Source organism: Halorussus rarus (assembly GCF_003369835.1).
Classification (GTDB): Archaea; Halobacteriota; Halobacteria; order Halobacteriales; family Haladaptataceae; genus Halorussus; species Halorussus rarus.
In genome coordinates this window covers 1,170,036-1,184,656 of record NZ_QPMJ01000002.1, presented here as the reverse complement: position 1 = coordinate 1,184,656, position 14,621 = coordinate 1,170,036, and the positions used below count along the sequence as shown (strand labels likewise).

13 protein-coding genes are annotated in these 14,621 nt (G+C 70.3%); 8 read left to right on the top strand and 5 right to left on the bottom strand.

Going from position 1 to position 14,621, the window contains the following annotated elements:
• A complete protein-coding gene (locus DVR07_RS14210; RefSeq protein ID WP_115797928.1) occupies nucleotides 1–1,689 on the top strand; it encodes an aldehyde ferredoxin oxidoreductase family protein in 1,689 nt (562 codons plus the stop codon).
• A 106-nt stretch (nucleotides 1,690–1,795) separates the two neighbouring features.
• Nucleotides 1,796–1,984: a hypothetical protein gene (locus DVR07_RS14205; RefSeq protein WP_115797927.1), complete on the top strand. Its 189-nt coding sequence runs from the start codon at nucleotides 1,796–1,798 to the stop codon at nucleotides 1,982–1,984.
• A 71-nt stretch (nucleotides 1,985–2,055) separates the two neighbouring features.
• Here DVR07_RS14205 and DVR07_RS14200 read toward each other — a convergent pair whose 3' ends face one another.
• Nucleotides 2,056–3,198, bottom strand: a complete 1,143-nt coding sequence (locus DVR07_RS14200; RefSeq protein ID WP_115797926.1) for a thiolase family protein — start codon at nucleotides 3,196–3,198, stop codon at nucleotides 2,056–2,058.
• A 617-nt stretch (nucleotides 3,199–3,815) separates the two neighbouring features.
• On the opposite strand from DVR07_RS14200, the gene DVR07_RS14195 reads away from it, so the two are divergent.
• Together DVR07_RS14195 and DVR07_RS14190 are read left to right on the top strand one after the other, a co-directional pair.
• Nucleotides 3,816–5,609 carry a flippase activity-associated protein Agl23 gene (locus DVR07_RS14195; protein ID WP_115797925.1) on the top strand — a complete coding sequence of 598 codons (1,794 nt, stop codon included), beginning with the start codon at nucleotides 3,816–3,818 and terminating at the stop codon, nucleotides 5,607–5,609.
• A 72-nt stretch (nucleotides 5,610–5,681) separates the two neighbouring features.
• A complete protein-coding gene (locus DVR07_RS14190; RefSeq protein ID WP_115797924.1) occupies nucleotides 5,682–7,076 on the top strand; it encodes an ATP-binding protein in 1,395 nt (464 codons plus the stop codon).
• Nucleotides 7,077–7,118: 42 nt separating this feature from the next.
• Here DVR07_RS14190 and DVR07_RS14185 read toward each other — a convergent pair whose 3' ends face one another.
• Nucleotides 7,119–7,418 carry a hypothetical protein gene (locus tag DVR07_RS14185; protein ID WP_115797923.1) on the bottom strand — a complete coding sequence of 100 codons (300 nt, stop codon included), beginning with the start codon at nucleotides 7,416–7,418 and terminating at the stop codon, nucleotides 7,119–7,121.
• A gap of 144 nt (nucleotides 7,419–7,562) precedes the next feature.
• Between DVR07_RS14185 and DVR07_RS14180 the strand changes: the two genes are divergently transcribed.
• A complete protein-coding gene (locus DVR07_RS14180; RefSeq protein WP_115797922.1) occupies nucleotides 7,563–8,387 on the top strand; it encodes an MBL fold metallo-hydrolase in 825 nt (274 codons plus the stop codon).
• A 21-nt stretch (nucleotides 8,388–8,408) separates the two neighbouring features.
• Here DVR07_RS14180 and DVR07_RS14175 read toward each other — a convergent pair whose 3' ends face one another.
• Nucleotides 8,409–9,899 carry an arylsulfotransferase family protein gene (locus DVR07_RS14175; protein ID WP_240147544.1) on the bottom strand — a complete coding sequence of 497 codons (1,491 nt, stop codon included), beginning with the start codon at nucleotides 9,897–9,899 and terminating at the stop codon, nucleotides 8,409–8,411.
• Nucleotides 9,900–10,018: 119 nt separating this feature from the next.
• On the opposite strand from DVR07_RS14175, the gene DVR07_RS14170 reads away from it, so the two are divergent.
• Complete coding sequence (locus DVR07_RS14170; protein ID WP_115797921.1) at nucleotides 10,019–10,477, top strand: DUF6653 family protein; 459 nt, start codon at nucleotides 10,019–10,021, stop codon at nucleotides 10,475–10,477.
• Nucleotides 10,474–11,211 carry a selenium cofactor biosynthesis protein YqeC gene (yqeC, locus tag DVR07_RS14165; protein ID WP_115797920.1) on the top strand — a complete coding sequence of 246 codons (738 nt, stop codon included), beginning with the start codon at nucleotides 10,474–10,476 and terminating at the stop codon, nucleotides 11,209–11,211. The genes DVR07_RS14170 and yqeC overlap by 4 nt, the downstream gene beginning before the upstream one ends.
• A gap of 38 nt (nucleotides 11,212–11,249) precedes the next feature.
• Here yqeC and DVR07_RS14160 read toward each other — a convergent pair whose 3' ends face one another.
• Both DVR07_RS14160 and DVR07_RS14155 read right to left on the bottom strand, forming a co-directional pair.
• On the bottom strand, nucleotides 11,250–11,909 hold the full coding sequence (locus DVR07_RS14160) for a molybdenum cofactor guanylyltransferase (RefSeq protein ID WP_115797919.1): 660 nt from the start codon (nucleotides 11,907–11,909) through the stop codon (nucleotides 11,250–11,252).
• 89 nt (nucleotides 11,910–11,998) lie between these two features.
• Entirely contained in the window at nucleotides 11,999–12,643 is a 645-nt protein-coding gene (locus DVR07_RS14155; protein WP_115797918.1) for a universal stress protein, read from the bottom strand.
• A gap of 121 nt (nucleotides 12,644–12,764) precedes the next feature.
• Between DVR07_RS14155 and DVR07_RS14150 the strand changes: the two genes are divergently transcribed.
• Complete coding sequence (locus DVR07_RS14150; protein WP_115797917.1) at nucleotides 12,765–14,597, top strand: aldehyde ferredoxin oxidoreductase family protein; 1,833 nt, start codon at nucleotides 12,765–12,767, stop codon at nucleotides 14,595–14,597.
• The last annotated feature ends 24 nt before the right edge of the window (nucleotides 14,598–14,621 follow it).

Genomic DNA, 14,621 nt, shown 5'->3' with positions numbered 1-14,621 from the left:
ATGAACCACGCGAAAGGTCCGCTCCTGACCGTCGACGTCGGCGAGCGCGAGACCCGCACCGAGGACGTCGACGACGTGCTGGCATCGTTCATCGGCGGCCGCGGCGTCGGCACGAAACTGGCCCACGACCGCGTCCCGTTCGACGCCGACCCGTTCGGCCCCGACAACAGCCTGTTCTTCACGACCGGCCCGATGCAGATGTCCCAGATGAGCTTCACCGGTCGGATGAACGTCACGGGCGTCTCGCCGCTGACCGGCGGCCTGCTCTCGTCGAACGCGGGCGGCTTCATGTCCCGGCACTTCGCCGACACCGGCTACAGCGCGGTCGAGATCGCCGGCGAGAGCGACGACCTGGTCGTCGTTCACGTCACCGACGAGGGAATCGAGTTCGAGGAGGTGCCGGACCTCGAAGGCGCGACGGTGCCCAAGACCTGCGCGTACCTCGACGAGGAGCACGGTCTGGAGTCCGAGCACGTCGCCTGCATCGGCCCCGCGGGCGAGAACCGCGTCCGGTTCGCCTCCATCATGACGACCGAGGAGCGCGCGTTCGGCCGGGGCGGCCTCGGCGCGGTGCTCGGCGCCAAGAACGTCAAGGCCGTCACCTTCGACGGCGACTCCCCGCCGGACATCGACATCCCCGCGGGCCAGATGGACATCCACCGCGAGGCCGCCACGACCGACCACATCATGAAGGAGCAGGGGACCGTCTCGGTGATGGACCTCGCCAACGAGATGGACGGCCTGCCCTCCTACTACTTCTCCGAGCAGTCGTTCGAGGGCGCCGACGGCATCAACGGCGACTCGGTCGCCGAGAAGAAGTACAAGAAAGGCACCTGCTCGGCCTGCGCGTTCGCCTGCAAGCTCCCGACCAGAGACGAGGAGGCCGGCGTCGAGACCGAGGGACCGGAGTTCGAGACCGCGATGGCGTTCGGGTCGAACGCCGGCATCGACGACATCGTCGACGTGATGAAGTCCAACGAGCTCTGCGACCGGTACGGCATCGACACCATCTCGACCGGGAACACGGTGTCGGCGTACCTCGCCAGCGAGGACCGCTTCGGCGACGAGGACCTCATCCTCGACCTCGTGGAGAAGATCGCCCACCGAGAGGGCGTCGGCGACCTGCTCGCGGAGGGCATCGACCGCGCCCACGACGACCTGGGCGTCGAGAACTGGACCGTGAAGGGGATGGACTTCGCCGCCCACGAGGGCCGCATCCTCCACGGCCAGGGTCTGAGCTACGCGGTCGCCAACCGCGGGGCCGACCACATGTACGCCACCTTCTACTCGGTCGAGTACCCCCTCGTCGGCAAGGACGAGGCGATGGAGCCCACCGGCCTCGACGGGAAACCAGAGCGGCTGGTCGAGCGCGAGAACCTGATGGCGCTCAACGACGCGGGCGTCGTCTGCAAGTTCTCGCGGGACTTCATGAGCCCCGAGCGCTACGAGATGCTGTTCGACGCCGACTTCGAGGACCTGCTCGAAATCGGCAACCGAATTGTGGAACTCGAACGCCACTTCAACAACCGCCGGGGAATCGCCCGGGACGCCGACCGCCTGCCCTACGACATCCCCGGCATCGAGGAGGCGCTCGACGAGTACTACGCGGTCCGGGGCTGGAACGAGGACGGGACGGTGCCCGACGCGAACGTCTCGGGCGACTCCGGCGCGGTCAGCGCCGACGACTGAATTTATCGCTGCGGTCTCCGGCCGACCGCCGGCCCCCGGACGACGATTCTCTCCCGAGGCGATCTCGGCCTCCGAGATTAAAGGTCGTCGCGCCCAACTGGATGCTATGACTCGGGACCCAGACACCGAGCCCGGCGAGGATCCGATCGTCGGCGACCCGGACGGCATCCGCATCGACGAGGGCGAGGAGTTCGACTACGCGCTGACCCGGCCGGACGGCGCGGCGTTCGGCTTCGACGCGGTCGAGATACCCGACCTCCGCGAACTCCTGGAGGACATGCAGGGCGACGGCTGAGGCGGCGCTCGGTCGCTCGCGTCGGCTATCCCTCGCTTGCAAAACGCCGATGAAAAGAACGGCCGCCGACCCTACTTCCGCTCGAACGTGATGGCCGCGCCCTGCCCGAAGCCGACGCAGAGGGTCGCCAGGCCCTTCTCGGCGTCGCGCTTCTCCATCTCGTGGACGAGCGTCACCGGCAGCCGGGCGCCGGAGGCGCCCAGCGGGTGGCCCAGCGCGATGGCGCCGCCGTTGACGTTGAACTTCTCGGGGTCGACGCCGAGTTCGTCGCGGGAGTACACCGTCTGGCTGGCGAACGCCTCGTTGAGCTCCACCAGGTCGAACTCGTCGATGGACTCGCCGGTGCGCTCGAGCAGGCCCCGGGTCGCCGGGACCGGGCCGATGCCCATCACGGTCGGGTCGACGCCGGCGACGTTGTTGTCGCCGACGTAGGCCAGGACGTCGAGGCCGTGGTCCTCGGCGAACGACTCGCTGGTGACCAGCGTCGCCGCCGCGCCGTCGGAGATCTGGGAGGCGTTGCCCGGCGTGACCGTGCCGTCGCCCTTGAAGACGGTCGGGAGCTGCGAGAGCGCCTCCAGGCTGGTGTCGGGCCGGATGCCCTCGTCGGTCTCGACCAGGCCCTCGTCGGTCTCGATGGGGACGATCTCGTCGTCGAACCGGCCGGACTCGGCGGCCTCGGCCGCGCGCTGCTGGCTCCGGAGCGCGTACTCGTCCTGCTGCTCGCGGCTGATGCCGTACTCCTCGGCGACCTTCTCGGCGGTCATCCCCATCTGGAGCTCGCCGACGTTGTACATCTCCGCGAGCCGCGGGTGGACGCTGTCGTAGCCGCCCTCCATCGGCACGCGGCTCATGTTCTCGACGCCGCCCGCGATGATGGCCTCGCGCTGGCCGGCACGGACGGCGTCGCTCGCGCTGATGACCGCCTGCATCGACGAGGCGCACCAGCGGTTGATCGAGGCGGCGGGTACGCCCTCGCCGAGCTCCGAGAGGAGCGCGATGACCCGGGCGACGTTGTTGTCCTGCTCGTCGCGCTGCTGGGCGACGCCCCACATCAGGTCGTCGATGTGGTCGCTGTCGAGGCCGGTCTCCTCGAGGATGGTGTCGATCAGCGGCACCGAGAGGTCCTCGCTCCGGACGTCGGCGTAGACGCCGTCTTCCTTGCCCTGCGGCGTTCGGACGGCCTTCGCGATGACTGGTGTCGTGTCGTCTCCCATGCTCCGGTAATCGTTCTCTATGGTCTTAAATGACAGTAGAACTCCCGGCTCGTCGCTCGGAGTTTCCGGACGGCGGGAGGTGGGTGGCGGTCGGGTCGTGTGGACTCCCTATCTGACCTTCTACCCGGCGCGTGCTGGCGCGGCCTCCGTGCCGCGCCAAGCGTGCGAGGGACGAAGCGAGCGGAGTCCTGCTGAGTGAAGCGAAGTCGTTCGAAAGGCTTCGCCTTTCGTGATCCCGAAAATCTTCGATTTTCGGACGACAGGGCTCGGGAGACGCGGTTTGTCTCCCGGTGCGAGCGAGGAGGCTGGGGAGGTGCGAGGCCCGCGGTCGCGGTGCGGTGCTGTGCGGTCGCGGTAACTCATTTGTGACGGCAGTAGTCAGCTGTCTGGTCTTCTACCGTCTCTCACGCTGCGACCGAGTTAACAGCTGACGTCCATACTCTCGTGATTCCGGGGATTCCTCGACTACCCACACGTAAGCGCCCGCTTCGACGCGTCGGTCCAGAAACTATTTGTCCGAACCCGCAGCTATAACTGTGCAATGACCCGTTCGGCTCGCGTCGCCCGCACACGGACTCTCCCTCCCTCCCCTCCGAAACACGCCGTAGAACCCACTCATGGCATCGAAAACTGAGACCTCCCGGTCGACCGCGGACGTCGGCGAGACGCTGACCGGCTTCGCCTCCCGGACCCAACTCGTCGTGGTCGGCATCACCGCGGTCGCCCTGCTCGCCCGGTTCGTGAGCCTCGGCGCCCGCGTCGCCCACCAGGACGAGGCCCGGGTCGCCTACTGGGCCTACCGGTTCATGGAGAACGGCGCCTACGAGTACCGTCCCATCGTCCACGGCCCGTTCCTGACCATCGTGAACGGCCACCTGTTCGACCTGTTCGGCGCGTCGGACTTCACGATGCGGTTCGTGGTCGCGCTGCTTGGCGGGCTGTTCCCGCTGTCGGCGCTGCTGTTCCGCCAGCGGCTGCGCGACTCCGAGACCGTGGCGATGGCGCTGCTGCTGGCGTTCAACCCGCTCCTGCTGTACTACTCGCGGTTCTACCGCAACGACCTGCTGCTGGCGGGGTTCATGCTGGTGGCGTTCGGCTTCCTCGTCCGGGCGTACGACCACCGGCGGCCCGCGTTCCTCTACGCCGGGGTCGCGTCGTTCGCGCTCGCGTTCACCACCAAGGAGAACGCGCTGGTCTACCCGGTCTGCTGGCTCGGCGCGCTCGTCCTGCTCTGGGACCACCGGCTGTTCGTCGAACGGGCGGGCGAGCGCGGCCTGTTCGCGACGGTCTGGGACCGCGTCAAGCTGACCGCCCGCGGCCTCGCCGACTGGTGGCCCCACGTCACGCTGGCGGTGTTCGAGTTCTTCGCCATCTTCGTGTTCTTCTACGCGCCCCGCAACCCCGACCGGCTCGGCACCGACGCGCCCGGCCTCTACGAGGCGCTCGGGAACCCGACGCTGCTGCCGGCCGTCGTCGACGAGGCCATCTTCGGGTCGTGGAACGCGTTCGTCGGCCAGTGGGGCGCCGGCAACGAGGGGTCGTACCTCTCGGCGTTCAAACCGCTGATGGTGATCCTGGGGGCGGGCGCCATCGCGCTGGTCGCGCTCGCCGTCATCGGCTTCGTGGTCGACCGGTACGCCGACGACCTGCCCCGGGACGTCGTGTCGTTCGGCGCCTACTGGGGCTTCGCCAGCGTGCTCGGCTACCCGGTCATCGTGGACAACCCCTTCCCGTGGGAGACCATCCACATGATCGTCCCGCTGGTCGTCCCGGCCGCGGTCGGCCTCGCGCTCATCGCCCGCCTCGGCCTCGAGAGCGTGGCGGACGGCGACGCTGTCGCGGCGACCGCGGCCGCGCTGGTCCTGCTGCTCGTCGCCGGACAGGTCGGCGCCACCGCGGTCAGCACGTCGTACCTCGACTCCCAGAGCCCGGACAACGAACTGGTCCAGTACGCCCAGTCCTCCAGCGAGATGAAGCCCGTCCTCGACCAGATCCGGGATGTCGCGCAGTCGAACGAGGGCATCGACGTGATGTACTACGGCGACGACCCGGGCTTCGACGGCGACAACCTCCACGCGCCGAACCCCGACTCGCACGCCGCACCGCCGGCGGGCGACGGCTGGTTCGCCCGGCTACCGTTCGCGTGGTACATGGAGCTGTACGGCGCCGAGACCGACAGCGTGAAGCGGGCCTCACTGCTCGAGGGCGACAAGCCCCCGGTCGTCATCGCGCTCGGCGACGCCGACTCCTGCGCGAAGGAGTACGACAGCGCCGCCGACATCGACCAGTACATGTCGGGCTACCACCGCTACGAGGTCCAGCGGTACCTCCACGACAGCGGCTGCGTCATCAGCAGCACGGTCATCTACGTCGACGAGACCGCGGTGGACGGCAACGCGACCGCGACGTGATCGACTGCTCTCCCGCCCGGACCGGGGCGGCTTCGACGCGCTTAAGCACCTTTGGCGTCAAAACTCCCGGGAATGAGCGACGCGGCACTGGACGTCGTCGAATTTCTGCTCACCGCGAGCCGCTACAACGACAACCGAGCGCTTGACGAGAACGACCTTCCCCCGCGCTACCGGCAGGTGTTCTGGCCCGACGGCGCGACCGATGCGACCGACCGGTCCGGCGGCGACGACTCGCCGCTGGGCATCGAGCGCCCCATCCGCCCGACGATCGAGAACGCGCGCCGGGCGACCGGGGTCGAGAACCCCTGGAGCGCCATCTCCGAGCTGATGTTCACCGACCGCGACGAGTTCTCGGGGTCGCTCGAGCTCACCCAGCCCGACATGGCCGAGGAGTGGTTCCTCCAGCGCGGCGAGGACCGGGTGCTCCACAACCCGGTGCTGGCCGACGCCTTCGAGGACGAGGTCGAGGGCGCCGACTACGAGGCGGCCCGCGACGCCAACCGACCGGTGCAGGCCGACCGGGCGTGGATCGACGGGCTGCTCGCCCAGTACTTCGCCGACGAGGAGGAGGAGGAGATGCTCGACCTCGTGGACATCCGGGCGCCCGAGGAGATCGAGACCACGCTCGACGACCTGGTACTGACCCAGGACCAGGAGGCCGAGATACACAAGATCGTCAAGGCGATCGAGCACCGCGAGTACCTCGCGGAGATCGGCCTGCGGGAGATCGGCAAGCTGCTGTTCGTCGGCCCGCCGGGCACCGGGAAGACCTCGACCGCCCGGGCGCTGGCCTACGATCTCGACCTCCCGTTCGTGGAGGTCAAGCTGTCGATGATCACCAGCCAGTACCTCGGCGAGACCGCCAAGAACGTCGAGAAGGTGTTCGAGGTGGCCAAGCGGCTCTCGCCGTGCATCCTGTTCATGGACGAGTTCGACTTCGTGGCCAAGACCCGCGCGAGCGACGAGCACGCCGCCATCAAGCGCGCGGTCAACACCCTGCTCAAGTCCATCGACAACATCAGCCTCATCCAGGACGACGTGCTGCTCATCGGCGCGACCAACCACCCCGACCAGCTCGACGCCGCGGCCTGGCGGCGCTTCGACGAGATCGTCAACTTCCCGAAGCCCGACCGCCAGATGCGCTCGGACATCCTCCGGCTCATCACCCGGCCGATGGAGATCGTCGACTTCGACCCCGACGAGCTCGCCGAGGAGACCGAGGGGCTGACCGGCAGCGACCTCCGGATGGTGCTGCGCGAGGCGGTGCTCGACGCGCTGACCGAGGAGCGGACCGCGCTGACCCAGGAGGACTTCGTCGACGCCGTCCAGGACTTCGAGGAGCGGGACAACCTCAAGGACCTCGACATGATCGAGGGCGACCACGACGCGCTGGTCGCCGGCGGCGACATCTCGGGCTCGGGCGGCGCGAGCGCCGACGGCGGGCACAGCCACGACCACGACCACTGACCGCGGTCCGACCGCGCCTGCGTCCGCCTCTCCGCTCGCGCTCTACGGACCCGCCCCGGCGTCCTCGGGCGTCTCTTCGAGCAGCGACTCGGCGCGCTCGCGCAGCGACCCCGGCAGCTCCCCGCCGTCGACGAGTTCCGCCAGCTTCGAATCGCACTGCGGGGTCGCCAGCTTTTCCAGCGCCCGCTCGCGATACCGCTCGGCCAGGTCGGCCGACCGGGCCAGGTCCGCGAGCGCGTCGCACTCGTTGGCGGTCTCGAGTTCGTCTATCGCTCGCTCGCGGGCCTCGTCGTCGCTGGACCCGTCCATCGCGGTCTCGAGGTTCTGCTCAGGCGTGCTCATGGAACCATCGGTGGTTCGCGCTCCATCCAAATGTGACTGCGGGCCGACGCGAGCGTCACAGTGGCGACGCCTGACCCGCGTCGGCCGCCCGTTCGCGGGCGCGTCCCGGAAAGCTTTGTACCCGAAGCGACTACCCGGAACCAGATGCAGGTCACCCTCCTCGGCACCGGCGACACGACCGGGACGCCCACGCCGGACTGCGACTGCGACACCTGCGAAGAAGCCAGGGAACGGGGCGTCGAGCGCTCGCGGTTCTCGGTCCACGTCCGGAACGAGCGCACCGGCGGGTCGCTCCTGATCGACGCCAGCCCCGACTTCCGCCACCAGTTTCTGACCCGGCACGTGGGCCTCCCCGACGAGGCGATAATCACCCATATACATTTCGACCACCTCGACGGCCTAGGAAATGCGTACCGGCTGTTCGACGACCTGCCGGTCCACGCCGCCGACGAGGTCGACCCGATCACCGACGAGAGCGTCGCGGGCACGATCCGCTCGAAGTACGACTACCTCGACCGGGTGACCGTCAGCGACCACCCGCCGCTCGAACCCTTCTCGGTCTGCGGGCTCGACGTGACGCTGGTGCCGGTCGAGCACCCGCCGCTGGTCTGCTACGGCGTCGTCGTCGAGGACCCCGAGACCGGCGCGAAGCTCTCTCTGACCGGCGACACCAGCTACGCGATTCCCGAGGCGAGCCGCGAGGCGCTTTCCGACCCCGACCTGCTGCTGGCCGACGGCATCGTCCCCGCCCACCTCTGCGAGCACCACCCCGTCGGGGGCGACCACCACGGTCCGGACGGCGTCGCCCGGACGTTCGGCACCAAGCACATGACCCGCGAGGGAGCGCTGGCGCTGGCCGACGACCTCGACGCCGACGAGACCCGGCTCGTCCACGTCTCGCACTTCTATCCCGCCGAAGAGGCGTTCGAGGAACCGCTGGCGCTCGACGGCGAACAGTACCGGCTCTGAAGAAGGAGTCCGTCGAGCGGGCTATCGACGCCGCGAGACTCCGATTCCGACGAACAGCAGCGCGAGGGATCCGAGCAGTCCCGCGACGCCCTCGAGGGGACCGAAGCCGGGCACTTCGGTGTGGGCGCCCGCCGGCTCGGCCTGCTCGTCGTCCGTCTCGCCGGCATCGCTCTCGGTGGTCCCGTCCTCCATCGCGCGCTCTGTCGTCTCCCCGGCGCTCGCTCCGTCGGTCGTCTCGCCGGCCGTCGCTCCGCCGTCGGCCAGTCCGCTCACGTTCGCCAGCAGCTCGTGGCACGCCTCCAGCCGCGTCGCGTTCTGGTGGATGTCGGCGTCACCGTGGACCTCGTGGGTCCCGGTGGCGTTCAGGTCGGTCATGGTCGGGCCGCCGTGTTCGCCCGCCGGGAGCCGGGCCGCGTCGTACACCAGCCACGGCGCGTAGAACTCCCAGACGACCTCGCCCTCGGGCGTGACCTCCAGCACGCGGTGGTTGCTGGAGTCGGAGACCAGGGTGTTGCCGCTCGGGAGGCGGTCTGCGTCCCGCGGCCACGCGAGGTCGCCGGTCAGCGTCCAGGTCCGGTTCCAGCCAGTGCCGTCCGTGAGGTCGCCGTCGGGGTTCGCGTACTCGACGATGCGGTCGTTCTCGCTGTCGCCGACCAGCAGGGTGGGCGTGCCGTTCTCGCTCTCGAGGTAGTCGGGGTTGTGCTGCTCGTTGAGGATGTCCGTCTTCCCGTCCTCGCCGAGCTTCATGACGATCTCGTTCGTCGAGCGGTTCACCACGACGGCCTGGTCGAAGTTGCGAGGCGACGCCAGGTAGAGCCCCTCGCCGATCTTGTCGACGTCGTTGACGTGGGTCCAGTCGTCGGTGTAGTTCTCCTCGAGGTTCCCGGGGTCGTAGTGGTCGGCGAACCGCCACTCCCACGTGATTTCGTCGGTCGTCCGGTTGTAGACGAAGAGGCGGTCGTCGTTGCGGTCGGCCGACTCGTTGTAGTTGCGCATGTTCGCGACCAGAATCTCCGTGCCGTTGTTGATGAGGTCGGCGTCGTGGGTGTCGGCCTCGTCGAAGGTCTTCGACCAGACGCGCTCCTGGGTCTCGGGGTCGAACTCGTAGACGAGCGTCTGGTGGCCCTTCACCGTGGCGGTGATGAAGAGGTTCCCGTTGTCCATCGGGTCGACGTCGTAGCCCCACACCACGTCGTACCGCTCGCCGTTCTGGTGGACCCACTCGACCTGGCCGCGCGGGCCGACCCCGACGAGTTTCGCGGGGCGCTTGCCGCCCTGCTCGCCGAACCGGAACCCCTGGACGCTGATGACCGTCGTCCCGTTCGCGGGTGCGGTTATCGTCCCCGCGCAGGGGTTCGGAGTCGCGTTCTGGGCGGCTCCTGCGTCGGTCGCGTTCTGTGCGGTTCCACTCGCGTTCGTCCCGTTCGACGCGGCGACCAGCGGCGTCGCCATCGAGAGGCAACACGCCAGCGCCAGCGCGGCGGCCAGCCACCGCCGGGAGGTGTCGTGCATGGAGCCAGGTATCACCGGCGTCCGGTTTTTAGCTACTGGTTAGCGTGTGCCTACCCGGTCGACAACGGCCCGGTTCCGACGTGAAGATTTTGTGTGCGCCCCGCGTACGCCCCGGGAGTATGGCCGCGACGCTTCGCCGCCGGCTCGCCGAGGCCGACTTCTGGGACCGCCACGAGAACCCCGCGAGCGGATGGACTCGGGTTCCGACCGGCCCGCTGCTGGTGTACGCGCTCTACGCCCGCAACTGGAAGCTGCTCGCCGCGACGGTCGCGTTCGTCGTCGTCAACCCAGTCCTCTTCCCGGAACCCGACCCCGAGTCCGACGAGGGCTGGATGACCCGCGGCGTCCGCGGCGAGCGATTGTGGGTCGAGGGCGCCGACGCCGGTCGGGCCAACCTCCTGAACGTGGTCAACGCCCCGGTCTTCCTGTACGCGCTCTACTCGGCCGTCCGCCGAAAGCCCGGCCGGACCGCGGTCTTCACCGCACTGACGATGTCGCTGAAGCTGGCGTTCGTCAACGAGATGGCGAGGCTCTACGACCGGGAGACCGGCCGACCGGCGGCGGAGGAGGCGGCATGAACCTCCCCGACGCGCTCGACGCCGCGACCGGGCTGACCTGCGTCGTCGGCGCCGGCGGGAAGAAGACCACCCTCTACGCGCTGGCCGGTCGCCTCGACCGCGCGGTCGTCACCGCGACGGTCCGCATCCCCATCTTCGACGAGGAGGTCGCGGCGGTGGTCGTCACCGACGACCCTATCGGGTCCGCCGCCGCGGCCGACCGCTTCCCGCTGGGACTCGTCCCCGAGCGCGAGCGCGAGGACCGCTACCGCGGCTACGACCCCGAGACGGTGGCCGACCTCGCGGCGGCTCACGACGGGCCGGTGCTCGTCAAGGCCGACGGCGCGCGCACCCGGTGGCTGAAGGCCCCGAACGAGCGCGAACCCCGGATTCCCGCTGCGGCCGACACCGTGATTCCCCTCGCCAGCGCCCGGATCGTCGGAAAGCCGCTCACCGACGAGCGGATCCACCGGCCCGAGCGCGTGGCCGCGGTCACTGGCCGGAAGGTCGGCGAGGAGGTTCGCACCGAGGACGTGGGCGCGGTGCTCGCCAGCGAGGAGGCGGGCCTGAAGGGCGTCCCCGAGGGCGCGACCGCGATTCCGGTCGTCAACATGGTCGATGATTCGCAGCTGGAGGCTGTCGGTCGAGAAATCGCGGAGGGGGTGCTGGCTCGCGCGCCCGACTCGGTGCCCCGCGTGGTGCTGACCCGGATGGTCGCCGACGACCCGGTGGTCGCGGTGGTCGAGCGGTCTTAGAGAATCGGTCTCGCGTGAAGCGCCGCGGTGGACCGAACTCAGCGATAGCGCTCTTCGGCGGCCTCGAACTCCTCGCGGGTGTTGACGTTCTCGAAGCTGTCGGGGTCGAAGTCGGCGAGTTCGTCGCCCTCGACCACGACGTAGTCGAGCTCGAACAGGGGTTCGATTATCTTGTGGTCGCCCCGCGCCAGCGCGCGGTCGCAGGCGTCGGCCATCGGCGCCGCCCGGTAGACGGCGTGGGTGGTCTCGAACCACTCGGTCGGTCGCGGGACCGCGGCGTCGTGGGACTCCGCCGCTCCATCTCCCGACTCATCACCTCTTTCTGCACGACCCCGGGCGCGCTCGAACAGGTACTCCACGAGGTTCGCGTCGAGGAAGGGCATGTCGCAGGCCGCGACGAAGGCGTACGCCGAGTCGGTCGACTCGACCTCCCGGAGGCCGGTCCGGATGCCGGCCATCGGTCCCCGGTCGGGGTCGGGGTCGACCGCGAACCGGACCGGCCGGTCGTAGCCGGTCAGCGCGTCGGTTATCGGCTCGCGCTGGTCGGCCCGGCAGTTGACGACGAGGACGTCCACCGCGGGCGCGAGCCGGTCGGCGACCCGGCGTATCATCGGCGCGCCGGCGAGGTCGGCGACCGCCTTGTCCGCGTCGCCGAACCGGGTCGAGCGACCCCCCGCGATGACGACTCCGGCGGGCATGCTCCGGAGTTGGGCGGCCAGCGGGAAATAGCTCGCGGGGGTCGGCGTTCCGGGCCCGAACGGCGATCAAACCTCGCCGTCGCGCGTCGTCACTCGCTCCGGATGCGGGCGACCCGCGACTCGCCGGAGGCGGCGTCGAGGTGGACGTTGAAGGTGTCACCGTCCGCGGTGACCGCCCGGACGATCCAGGTGTTGCTCTCGCGGTAGGGCTGCTCGGGCACCTCCGCGACCTCGTGGCCCTCGTCGGCGAGCACCTCCTTCGCGCGCTCGACGGCGGTCTCGTCGTCGCGGACCGCCCGGCGCTGGCGCTCGAGGTTGACCGTCAGCACCGGCACCTCGCTGCTGCGGACCACCTGCTCGGTGACGCTCCCGAGGACGTAGCGGTCGACGCCCGACCGGCCGCGGGTGCCCATCACGACCATCTCCGCGTCGACCTCGTCGGCGTAGTCGACGACGGTCTCGGCGGGCGACCCCTCCTCGATGGCGGTGACCGCGTCGAGGCCCCGCTCCTCGGCGGCCTCGGAGATGTCCGCGACGGCCGCCTCGCCCTCCTCGCGGCGGGCCTCGCGGGTCTCCTTCCGGCCCGACTCGGAGGGCTGGTAGTCCAGCGCCTTCTCGTCGACCACGTAGAGGGCGTGGACGGTCGCGCCGGCGAGCTCGGCGACGTTCAGCGCGTGGCGGACCACGGACGGCTGGTCGCTGCCGTCTGTCGGAACCAGGATGCGGTCGTACATACTCGACGTTTCGGCGGTGAGACCCAAAAGTGTCCCCGTCGCGCTCCGACCCTCGCGCCGCTCACCCGACCCATCCCGGCACCCGAACCGTTACCAACGTGCGAGCCGTACCTGAGTCCAGATGGATGGGGGTTACGAACCGCCGGACCGGCTCCTCCGGGTGGACCTGAGCGACGGCAGCGTCGAGCGCGAACCCGTCCCCGGGGCGTGGCGTCGCCGCTACCTCGGCGGCAAGGGCCTGGCGGCCCGCTACCTCTACGAGGAACTCGACCCGGGCACCGATTCGCTCGGACCCGAGAACGTCCTGTTGTTCGCGCTCGGCCCCCTGTCGGGACTCACGCCGGGCGAGCAGCGCTACGCCGCGGTCACGAAGTCACCGCTGACCGGTGCCTTCCTCGACTCGTACGCCGGCGGCGACTTCGCCGGCGCACTCGCCGGCGCGCTGGACGACGTCGTCGCGGTGCTGGTCGAGGGCGCGGCCGACGAGCCGACGATGCTCCGCATCCGGGACGGCGGCGCCGCCCTCGAACCCGCGGAGAACCTCTGGGGTGCCGACGCCGCGGCGACCGACGCGGCGCTCGACGCGCCCGCCGCGTGCATCGGGCCCGCCGGCGAGCGCCGGGTCCGGTACGCGACCATCGCCTCGGACGGCGGCGACCACCAGGCGGGCCGGGGCGGCGCCGGCGCGGTCTTGGGCGCCAAGCGCCTGAAGGCGGTCGTCGCCGAGGGCGACCCGCCCGACCCGCCGGCCGACCTCGCCGACCGACGGGCCGACGCCGAGGCCCGGTTCGCGGCGGGCGACACCGGCCGGTGGCAGGCCGCCAGCGAGACCGTCGAGACCGTCGACTTCGCCGACGCGGTGGGCGTGCTCCCGACCCGGGGCTGGCAGGCCGGCGCGTTCGACGGCGCGGGCGCGGTCGGCATCGAGGCGGTCCGCCGGGCCGCGGTCGCCCGCGAGCGCGAGGGCGAGATTCCGGGCGGCTTCCGGGTCGAGACGGCGAGGGACGGGAGTGTCGGAGGTGACGACATCGGACCAGAACGAGACGATTCCGACGCCGACGGGCCCCGCGAGAGCGTCCCGCGGGGCGCGACCGCCATCTCGCTCGGGTCGGGGCTGGGCATCGCCGACTTCGACGCGGTCGCCGCGCTCGGCGAGACCTGCGACCGCCTGGGCGTCGACGTCATCAGCGCGGGCAACGCCGTGGCGTGGGCCATCCGGGCGAGCGAGGAGGGCGTCCTCGACCGCGACCTCTCGTTCGGCGACGAGAACGCGGCCCGCGAACTCCTCGGCGAAATCGCTCGCCGCGACACCGAACTCGGCGACTTGCTGGCCCGGGGCGTCGACGCCGCGGCCGACCGCTACGGCGGCGCCGACCTGGTGCCGACCGTGAAGGCGATGGAGCTGCCGACCTACGACCCGCGGGGCGCGGCGTCGATGGCGCTGGCCTACGCCACCAGCGACCGGGGCGCTTGCCACCGCCGGGCCCGACCGGTGGTCGAGGAGGTGTTCGCCGCCGAGTCGTGGGGCCGCGAACGCCGGGCCGAGGCGGTGATCGCCGAGCAGGACGCCCGGTCGCTGCTCTGGAGCCTGGTCGCCGACGACTTCGCGGGCGAGGCGTTCGAGGACCTCGGCGCGGCGTGGCTCGCGGCGGTCGGTCTCGACTACACCCGGGCGGAGCTCCGGACCGCGGGCGAGCGCATCTGGACGCTGACCCGGCTGTTCAACGTCCGAGAGGGGTTCGACCGGAGCGACGACGAGCTTCCGGCGAAGCTGACCGACCCCCTCGAAAGCGGCCCGCGAGAGGGCGAGGCCATCGACCCCGAGGAGTTCGACGCGCTGCTCTCGGCCTACTACGACCGCCGGGAGTGGGACGAGCGCGGTCGACCCACGCGGGACCTGCTGGCCCGCCTCGACCTGCTGGACGCGGTGGACGACGAGACGCCGGTCGGGTGAGCGCGCGTGAACCGGTCGACGGGC

Excerpts from the sequence above, each read along its gene's own strand:
- DVR07_RS14180 (WP_115797922.1), top strand. The coding sequence starts at position 7,563 with ATGCAGGTCACCCTCCTCGGCACCGGCGACACGACCGGGACGCCCACG.
- DVR07_RS14205 (WP_115797927.1), top strand. The coding sequence starts at position 1,796 with ATGACTCGGGACCCAGACACCGAGCCCGGCGAGGATCCGATCGTCGGC.
- DVR07_RS14155 (WP_115797918.1), bottom strand. The coding sequence starts at position 12,643 with ATGTACGACCGCATCCTGGTTCCGACAGACGGCAGCGACCAGCCGTCC.
- DVR07_RS14175 (WP_240147544.1), bottom strand. The coding sequence starts at position 9,899 with ATGCACGACACCTCCCGGCGGTGGCTGGCCGCCGCGCTGGCGCTGGCG.
- DVR07_RS14185 (WP_115797923.1), bottom strand. The coding sequence starts at position 7,418 with ATGAGCACGCCTGAGCAGAACCTCGAGACCGCGATGGACGGGTCCAGC.
- DVR07_RS14195 (WP_115797925.1), top strand. The coding sequence starts at position 3,816 with ATGGCATCGAAAACTGAGACCTCCCGGTCGACCGCGGACGTCGGCGAG.
- DVR07_RS14200 (WP_115797926.1), bottom strand. The coding sequence starts at position 3,198 with ATGGGAGACGACACGACACCAGTCATCGCGAAGGCCGTCCGAACGCCG.
- yqeC (WP_115797920.1), top strand. The coding sequence starts at position 10,474 with ATGAACCTCCCCGACGCGCTCGACGCCGCGACCGGGCTGACCTGCGTC.
- DVR07_RS14210 (WP_115797928.1), top strand. The coding sequence starts at position 1 with ATGAACCACGCGAAAGGTCCGCTCCTGACCGTCGACGTCGGCGAGCGC.
- DVR07_RS14150 (WP_115797917.1), top strand. The coding sequence starts at position 12,765 with ATGGATGGGGGTTACGAACCGCCGGACCGGCTCCTCCGGGTGGACCTG.
- DVR07_RS14190 (WP_115797924.1), top strand. The coding sequence starts at position 5,682 with ATGAGCGACGCGGCACTGGACGTCGTCGAATTTCTGCTCACCGCGAGC.
- DVR07_RS14170 (WP_115797921.1), top strand. The coding sequence starts at position 10,019 with ATGGCCGCGACGCTTCGCCGCCGGCTCGCCGAGGCCGACTTCTGGGAC.
- DVR07_RS14160 (WP_115797919.1), bottom strand. The coding sequence starts at position 11,909 with ATGCCCGCCGGAGTCGTCATCGCGGGGGGTCGCTCGACCCGGTTCGGC.